Source organism: Gemmatimonadota bacterium, from assembly GCA_039715185.1.
GTDB lineage: Bacteria > Gemmatimonadota > Gemmatimonadetes > Longimicrobiales > RSA9 > DATHRK01.
The window spans coordinates 20669-37981 of the sequence record JBDLIA010000001.1; the positions used below are offsets into that span (position 1 = coordinate 20669).

A 17313-nucleotide genomic window follows, 5' to 3' on the forward strand; every position below is an offset into this window, starting at 1 on the left:
TGCGCCCGAAGGTGAACCCGCGGCGGTGGGAGGGACAAGCGCCGTTGCCGCGCACGGATCGTCCGACCTAGTGTACCGTAGCGGAAGTTGGGTGTGCACCGAAGCGCTCGCGGGATGCAGCGCGCGCTGAATGCCATCGAAACTTCTGTTACGGTGCACAAGCTTGGCGACCGATCCCAGCGGCCGAATCCCGATGCTACTCGCGATAGATACAGCGGCGCCCGTCGCCAACCTTGCGTTGGGCCTCGGCGAACGTTTGGTGGCCGAGCGCTCGGCCGCGGTCGACACGTCCCGGTCGGAGGCTCTGCTGCCCACGCTCGACGCGATGTTCACCTCGGCGGGGGTGACGCCTGGCCTTCTGACGGGGGTGGTCGTGGGAGGCGGGCCCGGATCCTACACGGGCATCAGAATCGCCGCCGCGGCTGCGAAGGGCCTGACCCAGGCGCTGGGGTTGCCGCTGTACGCGCACGGTAGCCTGGAGGCCATGAGCGCCGGCGCCGACATCGGCGGACGGCCGGTGTGTTCCGTCATCCCCGCGCGCCGTGGCGAGGTGTTCATGGCGTGCCACCTGCGCCGGGCCGACGGCCTGTCGATCGTGCATGCGGACGCCCTCATCGGCGTCGCAGAAGTCGCCGGGTTGGCCGGCGCGTACGACGCCGTGGTCGTGGGTCCCGTGGCTGCAGCCTACGCCGCCGCGCTGCGCGACGCGGGAGTCGAGGTGGACCAGGCTCTTGGCGAGCACCGGGCGCGTGGCCTGCTCGATTTGCACCGTTGGCGCGGGGACGCGGGCCTGGTCGCCGATCCGCTCGGCTGGGAGCCGGTATATCTGCGTCCGGCAGTCGATGGCGAGCACGCTTCCTGAAGGCCGGGCGCTGCCCGGAGACGGAGCCGAGCGACTCGTGCTTCGCCCGATGAGCGAGCATGACGTAGCGGGCGTCGTCGACATCGAGCGGGACACCTTCACCATGCCGTGGTCGGCGGATACCTTTTCGGGACTGATCGCGCGCGCGGACGCCGAGTGTTTCGTGGCGGAATCCGCGGGCACCCTGATGGGGTACGCCGTATTCTGGTGGGCGCATGGAGAGGCGGAGCTCGGCGACATCGCGGTGTCGGCGAGGCACCGCGGACGCGGGGTCGGCACGGCGCTCCTTCGATCGGTGATCGAGGACGCCCGAGGCCGCGGCGTGCGCCGTGTGTTCCTCGAGGTCCGTGAGGGCAACGCCGACGCGATCAGCCTCTACCGTCGATTCGGTTTTCGGGAAGTGGGCAGGCGCCCGGACTACTACCGGCAACCCAGAGAGGACGCGCTCGTAATGGTACGCTCATTCACCCCCTCGAGGGCTCGTTGAGCGGTTTTCCCATCGTGCGGCCGCGACGGCTTCGCCGAACGGCGGCCCTGCGGCGCCTGGTGCGAGAGACGGTCGTCTCCGCGGACGATCTCGTCCTGCCGCTGTTCGTCGTCCCTGGGGAGGGGGTACGCAAGGCGGTTCAGTCCATGCCCGGTGTCGATCAGACCTCCGTCGATGGCGTCCTGGCCGACGCTGAATCGGCCGCCCGGCTCGGCGTGCCCGCCGTGCTGCTCTTCGGGATCCCCGAAACCAAGGACGACCAGGGATCTTCATCCTGGGCCGAAGACGGCGTCGTGCAGCGGGCGGTGCGCGTGCTGAAGGGGGAGCTTCCGGAGCTCGTCGTCATCACCGACGTGTGCCTGTGCGAGTACACGTCGCACGGGCACTGCGGGGTTCTGGATGGCGAGTCCGTAGACAACGACCGCACGCTCCCGTTGCTCGCCCGGCAGGCCGTGAGTCACGCCGCGGCCGGAGCTGATATCGTCGCTCCCAGTGACATGATGGATGGGCGGGTGGGAGAGATCCGAGCTACGCTCGACGCCCAGGGGTTCGTCGACACCGCCATCCTGTCTTACGCGGCAAAGTTCGCTTCGGCGTTCTACGGCCCGTTTCGCGACGCCGCGGAGAGCGCCCCGGCGATCGGCGATCGGCGCTCGTATCAGATGGACGCAGCCAACGCCGAAGAGGCACTGCGCGAGGTGGAGTTGGATCTGGTCGAGGGCGCAGACGCCGTGATGGTCAAACCTGCGCTGGCGTACCTGGACATCGTCTGGCGGGTCAAGGAAGCGACGGGCTACCCGGTCTGCGCCTATCACGTTTCGGGGGAATACGCCGCGATCATGGCCGCCGCGGAGCGTGGCTGGCTCGACGAGTCTGCGGCGATGAGGGAGGCCCTGCTGTCGATCAAGCGTGCCGGAGCCGACCTGATCGTGAGTTACTGGGCGCGTCAGTTCGCCCGGGGCGAGTGAGGGTGAACTCCGGCCCGGCGCTCGGGAGAGGAGATTTCGCGCGCGCACGCGTGAATTGACCTCGTCGGCGGTGTTCCCCTATCTTCTCATATTGGCGCGTTTTCTTCCGGTTGGAGCCGCGATTGGTCGTGGCGCCGGAGGAGCGGTTCGCGGTCGGACCGGCCGTCTCACGGGTGGACGCTGGGTTGGGAGGTGGACAGATGAGAATGAGGAGTGCGCTGGTGGCGCTCCTGCTGATGGCCGCTCCGCTGGTCGCGCAGGAGAGCCGGAACCACGAGGTGCGCAAGGGCGACACCCTTTGGGATCTGGCCGGGCATTTTTACGGCGATCCGTTTCTTTGGCCGTGCATTCATCGGGCAAACGAGGGTCTTGTCGCGAATCCGCACCTGATCCTTCCCACGTGGAACCTCACGATTCCGCCTCCGGGCTCGGATTGTCGGGAGGGCGGACTCGTCGCCGAAGCCGCCCCGTCGCCGCGCGCGGGCTTTTCCCGCACCGTGTTCTATCCCAGGCCGGACGACGCCGACGCCGGCCTGTTCCTGGAAGACGTGGCAGGGGGACCGATCGTCTCGGCGCGCGAGTTCCTGGCCGCTCCGTGGCTCTCCGGCGCGGCATTGCCGGTCGAGCGTGGCCGGGTGCTGGAGACCCTGGGGCGCGAAGCGCCGGGAAGCCAACTACCGGAGACGGCTCACCCGCACGAGACGGTCTATCTGTCGGGACAAGGAGACGCTCCGGAGATCGGAGAACGGCTCCTGGTGGTGCGCTATGGCAGGGAGGTTGCGGGGCACGGGGTGGTCGTCTCCCCGCGCGCCGTCGCCGCGGTGACGTCGGTGGACGGAGACGTCTGGATGACCCGAATAATCGCGCAGTTCGACGAGGTCCGAACCGGGGATCGCGCGATCTCCATGACCGCCGCGCCGGATCTCGGGACGGGCCGCCCGGTTACGGTGGAGGACGGCAGCGTGGGTCGGCTCCTGGGCTTCGTGCGCAACCACCCGCTGCCGGGATCTCCCGACATCGGGTTCGTGGACCTCGGCGATCCGGCGGGGGTGAGGGTCGGCGATCTGATCGGCTTGATCATGCCGGAGCGCCCGGCGCGCGAGGATCAAACCCGCACCTTGCCGCCCGAACTCGTGGCCGAGTCGAGGGTGATTCGGGTGCACGAGGGAAGCGCCACGGTGCGCGTTCTGAAAGTCGCGGAACCGGTGCTGGAATCCGGCATGGTAGCCCAGGTTCTTCGCCGCATGCCGTGATCCAGCGGCACGGGCTGGCGCGCGGTTCGGCCTTCGAGGACGGATCGACGGCGGGCGCCCCTTGGCGCCCGCCGTCGCGATGGGTCACGTGATCGTAGCCGCGCACACCCTCGCCCTGGTCGCGTACCTGGTCAGCGCGCTGCTGCTGGTGAGCTCGCTGGCGCGGGGGCGGCGGCAGGTGCCGTGGACGGCATCCGCCGCGCTGGCGGTGGGCGCGGTCGCGCACATCGGCGGGATCCTGGCGTACGTCACGGTTTTCGGCGAACTGCCACTCGCCGGCATCGGACCTTCGCTGTCCACGCTGGGTCTCGTCGTCGCCTTGTTCGTGCTGGGCGCGGCGTCGTTGGGCGAGGCCCGACCTCTGGGCATCGCGGTGGTGCCGGTCGCGGCGGTGCTCGTGGGCAGCGCTCTGGCGCTCGGGATCTCTCCGAGCGGAGCGGGAGGGTACTTCGGCAGCCGCCCCTGGTTCTATCTGCACGTCCTCCTCGCTTTCGCCGGCTACGCCGGGCTGGCCCTTGCTTCGGGCGCCGGGTTGCTCTACCTGCTCCAATTGCGTGAGCTGAAGGACAAGCGATTCGGCAAGGTGTTCAGGTTCCTGCCGTCGCTCGACAAGCTGGAGGACGTGGGCCGCCGGGCCCTGGTCGTGGGCCTTACGGCGCTTACCATCGGCCTGGCGCTGGCCTGGGCATGGACTGTGCGCTTCGAGGGTTCGCTCCAGTTGGGCGAGCCCAAGGTCGCCTGGGCCATCGGTACGTGGTTCGTGATGGCGATCGCGCTCGGCTTCCGCGGCGGGGGCCCGCACCGGGAGCGTTGGGGCGCGGCCCTGAGCGTCGCGGGATTCGTATTGGTCGTCGTCGCCTACCTGGTCATGCGGCTGGGCATGATAGGGGAAGGAGGCTTCTTCTAATGGTTGCGCCCCTCGCGCGGAGGCCGCGGTCGTGAACGGCCCACTGGTCGTCGGCGTTAGCCATCACACCGCGCCGGTGGAGGTGCGCGAACGCATGGCGCTGGGCGAGTCGGACGCCCGGTCCGCGCTGCGCGAGATCGTGGCGGCCGGGGCGGCCGAGGCGATCGTCCTATCGACCTGCAACCGCACCGAGTTCTACTTCGCCGGGGCGTCCGAGGGCGCCGAGGCGCGCGCCGAGCGCATTCTCGCCGAGCGGTCCGGGATGACCGTCGAGCAGACCGTCTGCTACGTGTACAGACACCACGATCGGTCGGCCGCAGAACACCTGTTCCGCGTCGCGTCCAGCCTCGATTCCATGATCGTCGGCGAGGCTCAGATCCAGGGTCAGGTCAAGGCCGCGCTGCGCGAGGCCCGCGACCTGGCGACTCCACGCGTCGTGGGCCCGGTGCTGGCCCGCCTGTTCGAGCAGGCCGCTAAGGCGGGCGCACGCGTGAGATCGGAGACCTCTCTGGGCAACGGCGCGGCTTCGGTGGCTTCCGCGGCGGTGCAGCTCGCCAGAAAGATCTTCGGCACCCTTGCGGGGAAGCGGGCGCTGGTCGTGGGTGCGGGCGAGATGAGCAAGCTGGCGCTGGCCTCCTTCGCGGCCGAGGGCCTGCAGGACATCGCCGTGGCCAACCGGAGCGCCGGCCGCGCGGAGGAACTGGCGCGCCGAGTCGGCGGCCGGGCGATTCCGTACGAGGCGATGTGGTCCGATCTGGAGCACCTGGACATCGTCGTCACGGCGACCGGGGCGCCGCATCGCATCCTGGGGCCTGAGGAGCTCGAGGCGGCATTGCCCGGTGGCCCGCGGCGACCTCTGTTCCTTCTCGACATCGCGCTTCCGCGTGATGTGGATGTCGCCGTCGCCGACATGGACAATGTCTTCCTGTACGACATCGACGACCTGCAGCTGATCGTAGGCGACAACCTGGAGCGTCGGCGCGCGGCGATTCCCGGGGCGGAGCGAATCATCGGCGAGGAGGTCGATCGGTTCTGGGACTGGTACGCCGCGCTGGACGTGGTGCCGGTATTGCGTGGCATCCGAACGCGCGGCGAGGAGCTTCGCGAAGCCGAGCTGCGGCGGGCGTTGAGCAAGCTCGCGCATCTGGAGCCGGCGGACGTGGCCGAGGTCGAGCGCCTGACCAGGCAGCTGCTGGCCAAGCTGATCCACGATCCGACGGTGCGGCTGAAAGAGGCCGCCAGCAACGGGCGTGGCCCCACGGTGATCGAAGCGGCGCGGTATCTGTTCGCGGTGGACGAGGACGGGGAGGGGAAAGGGAAGGGGTAGAGGCGGAGCGGAATGGGGAACAAAGTGCTGGTCACAGGCGGGGCCGGGTTTATCGGCTCGCACGTCGCGGACGCCTATCTGGCGCGGGGTGATCGGGTGTGGATCGTCGACGATCTTTCGTCTGGAAGACCATCCAACATCCCGAGCGGGGCGGACTTTCGACAACTCGACATTCGCGCTCCGGGGGTCGCCGAGTTGTTTGTGGAGGTCGGCGGGTTCGACATCGTCAACCACCACGCGGCGCAGATAGACGTCCGCCGATCCGTGGCCGACCCGCGCCACGACGCGTCCGTCAACGTGGACGGCGTGCTCAATCTGTTGGAGGCCTGCCGGGCCCACGGCGTGGGCCGCTTCCTGATGATCTCCTCGGGCGGAGTCGTATACGGCGCCGCGCGGACCCGACCCACGGCGGAGACGGCGGCGAAGCAACCGGAATCCCCGTACGGCGTGACCAAGCTCGCCGCCGAGTTCTACCTCTGGTACTACCACCGCGTGCACGCGATGGACTACGCGGCTCTACGGTACTCCAACGTGTACGGACCGAGGCAGGATCCGCACGGGGAAGCGGGCGTGGTGGCGATCTTCGGGAACCGGGTGCTGGACGGTAACCCCATGACCGTCTTCGGCGATGGCGGGCAGACGCGCGACTACCTCTACGTGGGCGACGCCGTGGCCGCGAACATGATCGTCTCGGACGCGGAGCTTCCCTCGACGGATCATCTGGACGGCCGCGCGTTCAACGTGGGCACGAGCGTGGAGACGTCGGTGAACGAACTCGCCGCGGCGGTGATGAGCGCCGGGGGCAACGACGTGCCCGTCGAGCACGCGCCGGAGCGCCCCGGCGAGTTGCGCCACTCCAGCCTCGATGCGTCGCGGATCCGAGGGCTCGGCTGGGCTCCCGCGGTGGACCTCCTGGGGGGTCTCCAACAGACGATAGGCCACATCGCCGGAGAGAGGGGGGCGGCGTGACGGACGTGGCCCAGGTGGGCGGACGGGCCCCGCAGGGGGCGCTCGACATGATCCTGGGTGGCGGATTGCCAACCAAGGTCATCCTGGCGCTGCTGCTCGCGGCGTCCCTGCTGAGCTGGATAGTCATTCTCTGGAAGGCGGGCCAGTTCCGCCGCCTGAAGCAGGCGGGGCTGCGCTTCGTGGCGGCGATGGATCGCGCGGTGCGGCTCGAGGACGCCTACCAGACGGTGCACCGGCTGCCGGACAGCCCGTACGCCCGCGTCTTTCGTCAGGGCATCAACTTCTTCAACGAGCTGCGACCGGGGGCCCTCAAGGCAGATGCGCCGCCGACCGCGGGCCTTTCCGAGGCGCAGTTGCACGCGCTCAGACTGGTTCTGGAGAAGGAGCAGGCCGAAGAACGAGACGAGTTGTCGGCGGGCGTTCTCTGGCTGGCGGTCATCGGCACCGTGTCGCCGCTCCTGGGACTACTCGGGACGGTGATCGGCATCATGGACGCGTTCCTGGGCATCACCGCGACGGGCTCGGCGCACATCGGCGCGGTGGCCCCCGGCGTGGCCGAGGCGCTGGTCACGACGGTCGCCGGGCTCGCCGTCGCGATCCCCGCCGTAATCGCCTACAACTATTTCGTCACCAAGCTGAACCTGTTCGAAGGCGAGCTGGAGGGCTTCGCGAGCGAATTCATCGGCACGTTGGCCAGAGAGGGCCGGCTGTGAGGCGGCGGCAGCGTCTGCCCACCATGGCCGAGATCAGCGTCACGAGCCTGGTAGACGTTGCGTTCACGCTGCTCGTCATTTTCATCATCACGGCGCCCATCATGCAGGGAGGCGTCGAGTTGGACTTGCCGCGGGCGGATTCGGCGCCGCTCGCGGGGGCGGAGGGAGTGATAGTGTCGATCGAGCGCAGCGGCGCGATCCACCTCGGCGAGGTCCCGGTGGAGGGGGTGGACGAGTTGGTGAGCTTGTACCCGGACTACGTTCGCAACCAAGGCGCGGAAACGGTTTACCTGAGGGCCGACGGCGGCGTCGACTACGAGCGAGTCGCGGTCGTCCTGGGGACGTTGATGCGGCTGGACGTGGCCGCGGTCAACCTGGTGGTGGAGCCGCGCATCGAGTGAGCGAGGCGCTACGCGCCGGGCCGACGGAACAGCCGGCGCGCGTGCGGAGGTAGAAGGGACCGTGGCGGGTGGAGCGATTGAACGGATGAACGGCGGAGCAGGCGGTGTCTGAGAGAGACCGGAGGGCGGCGTGAGTGGGGCCGGCGGAGCGCGGCGCGCGCGTGGCGTGCGCCCCGGCAAGCCGGCCATCGCGGCGTCCGTGGTCGGACACGTCGGCTTCCTGGCGGCCGCGGTCATGACGTCGCTCGGATCGCACGAGGAGCTGCCGGCGTTCGAGGTCTACAGGGTGGAGCTGGTGTCGCCGCCGCCGCAGGAGGCCGGGCCGGCGACCCCGCCGGCGTCCGAGCCCGAGCCGGTGGTCGCCCCGGAGCCCGAACCCGAGCCCGAGGCCGAGATCCCGGAGCGAGAGGCACCGCCCGAGGAGGCGCCGCCCGAACCCGAAGAGTCGCCGGAGCCCGAGCCCAGCCGCGGCGCGAATCCCGATCCGGAGAGCCCCGGCGGAGACGACATCGAAGTAAGCATCGACGGCGCGGACTTCGCGGACCCCGCGTACCTGCAGAACATCATCCGGCAGAATCGTCGCTACTTCCGCTGGACGGGCGACCCGGGCCTGCGCGCGTGCGTGTACTTCGAGATTCTTCGCGACGGCGGAGTGCAGGCCATTCGCGTGGCCCGCGGCTCCGGTAACTTCCGTTTCGATCTCGCCGCCCGCGGCGCCGTGGAAGCGGCGGGATCGCGCAACGCCTACGGCGCGCTCCCCGCGAGCTGGCCCCACGATCTGCTGCCCGTGCAGTTTTCCTTTTCATCGAACCGGCTGGAAGCGTGCTGACATCGACCCGCATCCCGATCGCCGCTCTGCGCGCCGCCTTCCTGGTGGCCCTGGTGGCCGTACCGCGGCCCGCGCTGGGGCAGCAAGACGACATCCCGACCGGGGTCAGAATCGGGCTCATCTACCAGTCGACGCCGCGCGACCGGCTCGCCGTACGCCCGTTCGGCGCACCCGCGAGCCTCGCTGACGCCGCGCGCGCGGCGCGCGACGTCGTCGAGCAGGACCTCGACTTCAGCGATCGCTATGAGCTGATGCGTGTGCCGGCGGGCCTCAGCGATGGATCGGTCGACTACGCTCCGTGGAACGACCTGGGCGTTATGTGGTTGCTCACCGGCTCGGTCGAGCAGGACGGCCCCGGGGCGTTGCTGCGCGTCACGCTGCACGACGTGGTCTTTGGACGCATCAAGGAGATCCGGGCCTTTCGGCTGCCGCTGTCCGACGAGCGCGGCCTTCGCAGCGCCGCGCACACCGTGTCCGATGAGGTGGTCCGCTGGACGACCGGACAGCCGGGCGCGGCCGCGAGCCGCATCGCCGCCGTGCGGCGCCGCTCCGACGGCGGTTTCGAGCTCGTGCTCGTGGATTCCGACGGCGCTGGTTTGGAGGTCGCGGAGCGTAGCGGGGGACTGCTGTACTCGCCCAGTTGGGCGCCCGATGGCAGCCGCATCCTGTACACTGTGCAGGGAGGGCGGGGCTGGCAGTTGCGCGAGCGCTCGCTCTCGGGTGGAAGCGCGCTGGTCGACGAGCGGCCGTTCCTGATAACGCCGTCCTACGCACCCGATGGAGAGGAGATTTCCTTCGCCACGGCGCTGGGCGATGATGTCCAGATCTTCCGTTACAACGCTCGGCGACGGTGCTGTCTGAGTCGCCAGGTCGCGGGCCCGCGGGATGACCTGTCTCCGACCTGGGCGCCGGACGGGCGCCGCATCGCGTTCCAGTCCAATCGACTTGTGCAGCCGCACATCTACGTGGCCGATGCGGACGGCGAGAACGCCGAGCTGCTGTCGCCTTACGTGTACGACGAGCCCGGGTACTACACGTCGCCGGACTGGTCTCCGACGGGATCATTGGTCACGTTCCACGGACGGTCGCGGGGTGAGTTCCAGGTCATGGTCGCCGACGCGGACCGCCCCGGCGCGACAGTGCGGCAGTTGACCGCGGACGGCGTCAGCGAGGATCCGAGTTGGGCTCCGGACGGCAGGCATATCGTGTTCTCGGGCCGTCGTGGAGGCAGGCAGGGATTGTACGTGATCGATGCCGTCACCGGGCGCATCCGTCCGGTATTGTTGGGCGACGGCTACCAGCTACCGGACTGGAGCCCGGCGCTCGCGAGTGCCGCCGATTTCGCGCCCTGAACGTGGGCGCTACCGATAGCCCGTAGCGCGCCCGGAGGGCGCGCGCGGAACAGGGGGCTTTGCCGCCCCCGACGTGACACCCTGGGGAGGGGATGAAGCAGATGTGGAAGAAGATGCTGGCGCTGACCGTGCCGTTCGTCCTGGTGGCCGCGTGCGGGGGCAACCCCGAGCCGCCACCGCCGCTGCCGGAACCCGTGCAAGAGGCGCCGCCGCCTCCGCCCGCGGCCGACGACGGCGCCGACGCAGCGGCGGCCGAGGCCGCTGCCCGAGAGGCGGCGATCCGGCGCGCGATCGAGGATCTCACCTTGCCGGTCTACTTCGGATACGACCAGTTCTCGCTCGAGTCCGAAGCGCAGGCGTTGTTGCGCCGGAAGGCCGACGTGCTGCGGGCGAACGAGGAGGTGAGGGTCCGCATCCAGGGGCACGCGGACGAGCGTGGATCCATCGAGTACAACCTCGCTCTTGGCATGCGGCGAGCCACCGCGGCGCGTGATTTCCTGACCAACTTCGGCCTTCAGGCGAGCCGCTTCGAGGTCATCAGCTTCGGTGAGGAGCGGCCCGCCGATACGGGGACCACGGAGGCCGCGTACGCTCGCAACAGACGAGCCGAGTTCGAGCTGACGGCGGGTCGCGACGCGATCCGGCCGCCGAACTCCCCGTGACGCCCGCTCGGGCCCGGCCCGGTCTTCTCCCGCGGCCGTCCGTCGGGCGGCGCGCTCGGGCGGGAGCCGTGCTGGGTCTCGTGGCCATTGTCGTGGCCGGCTGCGCCACCAAGCGGGATGTGAAGGATGTGCGGGCCGAGATACGGTCTGTGATGGCCCGCCAGGATTCCATCCTCGTGCTGCTCCAGAACGAGCACGCGGCGGTGCGCGATTCGGTGCGCTCGGTGGGGGAAGAGATCGTCACGTCTCGGGGCGAGCTGCGCAATCAGCTGCTCGGCATCGAGCAACAGCTGGTCCAGATCCAGGAGCTGACCGGCCAGAGTCAGCGCCGTCTGAACCAGCTGCGCGAGGATATTACGCAGCGGGAGCGAGTCGCGCCTCCACCCGCACCGGGCGAGGACACGGCGGAGGGAGCGTCGGGTGTCGACGGCGCCGAGCTGTACGTCGCGGGGATGGAGCAGTTGCAGAGAGGAGCCTCCGAAACGGCCAGGCTCGCCTTCGAGCAGCTGATCCGTGAGAACCCCGAGCACCCGCAGGCGCCCGACGCGCAGTTCGGAATCGGCGAGAGTCATTACCAGGAGCAGGACCTGGACGCCGCCCTGGAAGCGTTCGACCGCGTGGTGCAGCTGTACCCCGATTCGCCGCGGGCTCCGGCCGCGTTGTATCGCGCTGGAATCGTATCGGAAGAGCGCGGAAACATCGAAGAGGCAAGGGGTTACTTCAACCGCGTCACCTCGGGGTATCCGCGGTCGGAGCAGGCCCGGCTCGCGAGCGAAAAGCTCCAGTCCCTCTCACGCTGAGTCCGGGTCCGGGGCGGCGGCTGGCGCCGCTCCGGGCGCCCGCGTGGAGAAACAATGCGCTGTCCATTCTGTGGCGAAACGGAAGATCGCGTCGTCGACTCGCGGACGAGTCGAGAGGGGCGAGCCGTTCGCCGCCGGCGCGAGTGCCTGGCCTGCGAACGGCGCTTCACCACTTACGAGTACGTGGAGGAGCGTCCGCTACAGGTACTCAAGTCGGGCGGCACCTCCGAGCCGTACGATCGCGCCAAGCTCGTGCGCGCCATTCAACTGCCGTGCGCCAAGCGCCCCGTGACCCCGGATGAGATCGAGGCCATGGTGGACTCGGTGGAGGACGAGCTGGAGGCGGCCGGCACCGGCCAGGTCGAGAGCCGCAGGATCGGCGAGCTGGTCATGGATCGCCTGCAGCAGCGGGACCACGTGGCCTACGTGAGGTTCGCCTCCGTGTATCGCGAGTTCGAGGACATCGACGCGTTCCGAGAAGAGCTGGAGGAGCTTCGGTCGCGGCAGGCCCTGGAGGCCCTGGAGGCCGACCAGGCGCGGCTGCCGTTCTGAGCCGCGGGCTCTGAGCCATGGCTCTGCTCGAGAAGCTGCGCGCGCGGGCGCGGGGCGCCGACCCGGACGCAATGCCCTTCCTGGACCATCTGGAGGAGCTGCGGCGCCGCATCCTCTGGATCCTGGCCGCGCTGGCCGTAGGCTTCTTCATAGGCCTGTGGGTGGTCACCCATTTCCAGGTCCTTCAGCTCCTCATCACGCCCATCGAGCCGTTGCTGGGCGACACCAAGCTCAAGTATCTCAGCCCCACGGACCCGTTCTTCATCACCCTCAAGCTGGCCGCCGTGGTGGGGCTGTTGCTCGTCCTGCCGCTGGTGGTGTACCACGTGTGGGCTTTCTTTGCGCCGGCGCTTCTGCCGTCGGAACGGCGCTCAATAGTGCCGGCGCTCTACCTCGGCCTCGTCCTGTTCGCGGCGGGCGTCGCGCTGGCCTACTTCCTGGCGCTGCCCATCACGCTGCGCTTTACCATGAGCTTCCAGGGAGAGAGCCTGGAGCAGGCCATCGTGATCGGGCCGTATTTGGCGATAGTGGTGCGACTGTTGCTGGCCTTCGGGGCTATCTTCGAGCTGCCGGTCGTGATGCTCGTGCTGGCCACGCTGGGTCTCGTTTCGTCCGCGGGATTGAAGGAGAAGCGGCGCTATGCGATCGTGGCGATCGCGCTCGTCGCGAGCATCATCACGCCGGGCGATGTGGTGGTGCTGACCGTATTCCTCATGGTGCCTCTCGTGCTTCTCTACGAACTGAGCATCGGCCTTACGCGCATGGTGGAACGCCGGCGTACGCAGGCGTCCATGCCGGATCCGGACCAGTGGATGGGGGCGTCGTGAGCGGGTGGCGGCTCGCGTTACTCGTGATCGTCCTCGCGTCGGTCCCCGCGGGGGTCACGGCGCAGGGTGATCCGGCCGACAGCGCCGCGGCCGGGCCCGACACGATCGCGGCGGATACCGTCCTCACGCCCCGCGACCGGGCATTGCTGCGCCTGCGCGCGCTGAGGCCGGCGGACGGCGGCGTCGACCTCGGCGAGGCAGGTGACAGCGCCCCGGCGCCGTTGGGGATAACGCCGGTCGGGCCAGGTACGCCGGTGCAGGCCACGCCCATCGAGTTCGACTCGATCATGCGTGGGCTGCTGGCGCTCCCAGGCTTCCGTGCGCTGGCGTACGCGGGGGAATCCGCCGACCTGGACATGGACAGTGCGCTCGTCCGGCTGCTCGGTCCGGAGGCTCGCGTGGACCAGGAGGGCCGGGGGCTGGTGGCCGATTCGCTCGTGGAGTACGACCTGGACACAGAGGTCGTGTGCGGCTACGGGGCGCCGACTTTCACCGGCGGGGGCGACGCGCCGGTGATTTCGAGTCGAGTGTGCTACAACGTGCCCCGCAGGCTCGGCGTGGCCCTCGACGCCCAGACGACCTTCCGGCAGACCGCGGAATGGCGCGTCTTCGGTGACGAGATGTACCCCGTCGCCAATTCACGCGTATTCGTCACCGACGCCGAGTTCACGTCCTGCGACCACGAGGTCCCGCACTACCACTTCGCGGCGCGCGAGGTGAAGGTGGTCCGGGATTCGGTGCTGGTCGCGCGCGACGTCACGCTGAACTTCATGGACGTGCCGGTTTTCTGGCTGCCGTTCATGGTGCAGAGCATGCGGCAGGGTCGGAAGAGCGGTCTCCTTACGCCGCGCTTCGGCCTGCAGGACGTCGCGCGCACGTCCAGCGGCTACCAGCGACGACTCACCGATGTGGGCTTCTACTGGGCGATCAGCGACCACCTGGGCGCGGCGCTGGCGTTCGACTGGTTCAGCGACAACTACGTGGCCCTGCGCGGCGACTTCGAGTACCGGTGGCTGCGCCAGTTCCTGCGGGGCAACGTCGTCTACAAGCAGTTCTGGCGCACCGAAGGCGGCCGGGAGCTGACCCTGCGCAGCAACAACTCCTGGCGTCCGGACGAGCGGACCACCGTGAGCGCCAGCGCCAACTTCGTCTCCTCGGAGGATTTCGTCCGCCGCAACACGTTCGACCCGCGCGAGCTCAATCGATCGATTCTCTCCACGGGTTCGTTGCGCAGGACCTTCGACTGGGGTTCTGCGACAGCCAGCGCCACCCGCAATCAGTTCCTGGACGACGGCCGAGTGGAGACCACGCTGCCAGATGCGGGGATCACGCTGTCCAACGTCGCGCTTTTCGGCAGGCCGGGGGGGTTCTCCGGTAGCTGGGGAGGCGGCGTGAGCTTCCGCAACGTCGAGGTGGACGTCGACGAGTCCGCGGACCTCGCCAGCCGGTCGCAGGACCGCGAGACCCGCACCGCGTCCGCGTCCAGCGCGTTCCGGCTCGGCGGCCTTTCCATCGACCAGCGCTTCTCGCTGAACAGGCAGACCCTGTCGCCCCGCGACGTGACGATCTTTGCGACGGACACGCTGTCCAGCGACTCTACCTTCGTGCTGGACGGGAGCTTCGAGGAGCGCGCGAACTGGTCGGCCGGGCTGAACTACCAGCAGCGGCTCGTGGGGACCAGCACGCTGCGCCCGAGCCTCTCCCTGACGCAGGACTTCCTGCGCAACGACAGCACTGCGATAGACAGGGTCGCGGGCCCGCTGAGGCTGGTGTTCAGGACCGACCTGCAGAGCCCCATGTACGGGTTCTTTCCGGGCGTCGGGCCCATCGAGCGCTTCCGCCACAAGTTCACCCCCAGCGTCAGCTACAATTACTCGCCGGCGCCGACCCTCAGCGCGCTCCAGGAGACGGTTTTCGGCGCGTCGGCCGCGGGTCGGGAGCAGAACCAGATACAGGTACGGCTGCAGCAGACGTTCGAGGCGAAGTACAGGGGCGACGGCGCCGAGACCGAGAGCGCCGAGCCGGACCCCGCGGAGGCCCTGGCCGGCCCGACCGACGGGGAGCCGCGCCGCCTGCCGCAGGCCCGGAAGCTGATGCTCCTGTCGGTGGCGACGAGCGCGGTGGCTTACGACTTCGTCGAGGCGCGCGAGGGCGGTGACGGCCTCACCACCACCAGCGTGACCAACAGCTTCACGTCGGATCTGCTGCGCGGTCTTCAGTTCCAGACGGCCCACGACCTGTTTCGTCCCGACACCACGCCCACCGGCGAGACCGACCGCACCTTCGATCTGCACCTGAGCCGCGTGACCGCTTCCTTTTCGGTGGACAACAATTTCTTCCTGTTCCGCTGGCTCGGTCTGGGCGATCGGCCCGACGAGGCGCGCCAGCGCGAGCGGCTGGACGAGGCGGGCGTCGACGAGGGCGGCGAGGTCGACGAGCTGGAGGGGGAGAGCACGCTCGACGACGACAGGACCGCGCTGACGACGGGCGGATTCCGGGCGCCCAGGGCCACGGGCGGTGTCGGTTCCTGGCGGGCGCAACTCAACTACAGCCTGACCCGGCCCCGTGACACGACCGCGCAGGACGAGCTCCAGATGCTCACCGGCTCGGTGACCTTCCGGCCCACGCAGCAGTGGTCGGCCTCATGGCAGACCGGCTACAACTTCACGGACAAGGCGTTCGCCGACCACGTGGTTCGCCTCACCCGCGATCTGCACCGCTGGGAAGCCAACTTCGACTTCGTGCGCACGCAGAACGGCAACTTCAGCTTCGAGTTCCGGGTGGCGTTGCGCGACCAGCGCGACCTGGAGCTGGACTACGAGCAGAGGAGCGACCCCCGGAGGGTGCAGTGAGCCAGCCGCTCGTTCTGAGCGGCAACTCCCTCAATCTCGCCGACATCGAGGCCGTCGCCTTGCGCGCCGGCAGCGACATCCGCCTAGCGGACGAGGCGCGGCGCCGCGTCGCGGCGTCGCGCGCCGTGGTGGACGCGGCGCTGGCCGAGGGACGGGTCGTCTACGGCGTGAACACCGGGTTCGGCGCGCTGTCCGACGTGGTGATTCCCGAGGCCGACATAGAGCCGCTGCAGCTCAACCTGATCAGGAGCCACGCCGCCGGGGTGGGCGATCCACTTGGCCCTGAGGCCACGCGCGCGGTCCTGCTGCTGCGCGCCAATACCCTCGCGGCCGGCGTTTCCGGCGTGCGCGTCGAGCTCGTGGAGGCGCTCCTCGCGCTGCTGCGCCACGACATCCTTCCGCGCATCCCGCGCCTGGGGAGCGTGGGCGCGTCCGGGGACCTGGCGCCCCTGGCGCACGCCGCGCTGGCGGTGATCGGGGAGGGCCAGGTCAGAAGCGGGGTCGACGCCTGGGAGCCGGCGGCCGAGGCCTTGCGCCGGGCGGGCATCGAACCCGTGCGCTTGAGCGCCAAGGAGGGCCTGGCGCTCATAAACGGGACGCAAGTGCACACCGCCATCGGCGCGCTGGCGCTGCTGGCCGCCGAGCGCGCCGTGGACAGCGCGGACGTAACCGGGGCGCTCAGCCTGGACGCGCTGCGCGGTACGCCGGACGCGTTCGCCCCGGAGATCCAGGACGTGCGTCCGCACGCGGGCCAGCGGGTCACCGCGGCGAGGCTCCGGGGCCTGCTGGACGGCTCGGAAATCCGCGAGTCGCATCGTTCGGGCGATGCGCGGGTCCAGGACGCCTACTCGCTGCGTTGCATGCCCCAGGTTCATGGCGCGTCGCGTCAGTTGCTCGGATACGTGCGGGAGGTGCTCGCGGTCGAGGTCAACAGCGCCACCGATAATCCGCTGGTGTTTGCGGAATCGGGTCGCGTCCTGAGCGGCGGCAACTTCCACGGCCAGATCGTGTCTCAGGCGCTGGACCTGGTGCCGATCGCATGCGCCGATCTGTGCGCGATCAGCGAGCGGCGCGTCGCGAGACTCGTCGACCCGGCCATGTCCGGCCTGCCCGCCTTTCTGACGGAGCGGCCGGGCGTGCAGTCGGGGCTCATGATGGTGCAGATCGGGGCGGCCGCGCTGGTGTCGGACGCTCGCCGGCTGGCGGTTCCGGCGAGCGTCGACTCCATCCCCACGGACAACAACAAGGAGGACCACGTGTCGATGGGCGTCGGCGCCGCGCTGAAGGCCGCGCGCTGCGTGGACATCCTCGAGACCGTTCTGGGCATGGAGCTGCTCGCGGCCTGTCAGGCGCTGGACTTTCTCGCGCCCCTGCGCAGCGGACGGCTCGTGGAGGAGGCGCGCTCGGCGCTCCGCGGGCTCGTGCCCAGGCTCGAGGAGGACCGCTATCTGGCGCCCGACATTGAAGCGGCCGCCAACCTCGTCGCGAGCGGGTCGCTGGCGGACGTCGCCCGACGCGCCGGCTTGTAGACGCGGCGCGGATCGGCTTATCT

Annotated in this window: 17 protein-coding genes; all 17 read left to right on the forward strand. The window is 69.4% G+C overall.

Annotated features, from left to right (window positions below; genetic code table 11):
- Window positions 1-193 precede the first annotated feature (193 nt).
- Window positions 194-862: a tRNA (adenosine(37)-N6)-threonylcarbamoyltransferase complex dimerization subunit type 1 TsaB gene (gene tsaB, locus ABFS34_00090; protein MEN8373826.1), complete on the forward strand. Its 669-nt coding sequence runs from the start codon at window positions 194-196 to the stop codon at window positions 860-862.
- Window positions 843-1349: a ribosomal protein S18-alanine N-acetyltransferase gene (rimI, locus tag ABFS34_00095; protein ID MEN8373827.1), complete on the forward strand. Its 507-nt coding sequence runs from the start codon at window positions 843-845 to the stop codon at window positions 1347-1349. Before tsaB ends, rimI begins: the two co-directional genes overlap by 20 nt.
- Entirely contained in the window at window positions 1346-2317 is a 972-nt protein-coding gene (hemB, locus tag ABFS34_00100; GenBank protein ID MEN8373828.1) for a porphobilinogen synthase, read from the forward strand. The genes rimI and hemB overlap by 4 nt, the downstream gene beginning before the upstream one ends.
- 200 nt (window positions 2318-2517) lie before the next feature.
- Window positions 2518-3570, forward strand: coding sequence for a hypothetical protein (locus ABFS34_00105; GenBank protein ID MEN8373829.1), 1053 nt, complete (start codon window positions 2518-2520; stop codon window positions 3568-3570).
- Between the two features lie 88 nt (window positions 3571-3658).
- Window positions 3659-4477, forward strand: a complete 819-nt coding sequence (ccsA, locus tag ABFS34_00110; protein MEN8373830.1) for a cytochrome c biogenesis protein CcsA — start codon at window positions 3659-3661, stop codon at window positions 4475-4477.
- Window positions 4478-4508: 31 nt separating this feature from the next.
- Window positions 4509-5804 carry a glutamyl-tRNA reductase gene (gene hemA, locus ABFS34_00115; protein MEN8373831.1) on the forward strand — a complete coding sequence of 432 codons (1296 nt, stop codon included), beginning with the start codon at window positions 4509-4511 and terminating at the stop codon, window positions 5802-5804.
- Window positions 5805-5816: 12 nt separating this feature from the next.
- Window positions 5817-6773, forward strand: coding sequence for an NAD-dependent epimerase/dehydratase family protein (locus tag ABFS34_00120; GenBank protein ID MEN8373832.1), 957 nt, complete (start codon window positions 5817-5819; stop codon window positions 6771-6773).
- Window positions 6770-7486, forward strand: coding sequence for a MotA/TolQ/ExbB proton channel family protein (locus tag ABFS34_00125; protein MEN8373833.1), 717 nt, complete (start codon window positions 6770-6772; stop codon window positions 7484-7486). Before ABFS34_00120 ends, ABFS34_00125 begins: the two co-directional genes overlap by 4 nt.
- On the forward strand, window positions 7483-7887 hold the full coding sequence (locus ABFS34_00130) for a biopolymer transporter ExbD (protein ID MEN8373834.1): 405 nt from the start codon (window positions 7483-7485) through the stop codon (window positions 7885-7887). Before ABFS34_00125 ends, ABFS34_00130 begins: the two co-directional genes overlap by 4 nt.
- Before the next feature lie 130 nt (window positions 7888-8017).
- A complete protein-coding gene (locus ABFS34_00135) occupies window positions 8018-8716 on the forward strand; it encodes a TonB C-terminal domain-containing protein (GenBank protein MEN8373835.1) in 699 nt (232 codons plus the stop codon).
- A complete protein-coding gene (locus tag ABFS34_00140; protein MEN8373836.1) occupies window positions 8710-10068 on the forward strand; it encodes a hypothetical protein in 1359 nt (452 codons plus the stop codon). The genes ABFS34_00135 and ABFS34_00140 overlap by 7 nt, the downstream gene beginning before the upstream one ends.
- A 92-nt stretch (window positions 10069-10160) precedes the next feature.
- Window positions 10161-10730, forward strand: coding sequence for a peptidoglycan-associated lipoprotein Pal (pal, locus tag ABFS34_00145; GenBank protein MEN8373837.1), 570 nt, complete (start codon window positions 10161-10163; stop codon window positions 10728-10730).
- 68 nt (window positions 10731-10798) lie between these two features.
- Window positions 10799-11530, forward strand: coding sequence for a tol-pal system protein YbgF (gene ybgF / locus ABFS34_00150; GenBank protein ID MEN8373838.1), 732 nt, complete (start codon window positions 10799-10801; stop codon window positions 11528-11530).
- A gap of 54 nt (window positions 11531-11584) precedes the next feature.
- Window positions 11585-12082 (forward strand): transcriptional regulator NrdR, encoded by a 498-nt coding sequence (gene nrdR / locus ABFS34_00155; GenBank protein MEN8373839.1) that lies wholly within the window; start codon window positions 11585-11587, stop codon window positions 12080-12082.
- 17 nt (window positions 12083-12099) lie between these two features.
- Entirely contained in the window at window positions 12100-12909 is an 810-nt protein-coding gene (gene tatC, locus ABFS34_00160; protein MEN8373840.1) for a twin-arginine translocase subunit TatC, read from the forward strand.
- The gene (locus ABFS34_00165) at window positions 12906-15761 is read left to right on the forward strand and encodes a putative LPS assembly protein LptD (GenBank protein MEN8373841.1); all 2856 of its coding nucleotides are present in this window, start codon (window positions 12906-12908) and stop codon (window positions 15759-15761) included. Before tatC ends, ABFS34_00165 begins: the two co-directional genes overlap by 4 nt.
- Window positions 15758-17290 carry a histidine ammonia-lyase gene (hutH, locus tag ABFS34_00170; protein ID MEN8373842.1) on the forward strand — a complete coding sequence of 511 codons (1533 nt, stop codon included), beginning with the start codon at window positions 15758-15760 and terminating at the stop codon, window positions 17288-17290. The genes ABFS34_00165 and hutH overlap by 4 nt, the downstream gene beginning before the upstream one ends.
- The last annotated feature ends 23 nt before the right edge of the window (window positions 17291-17313 follow it).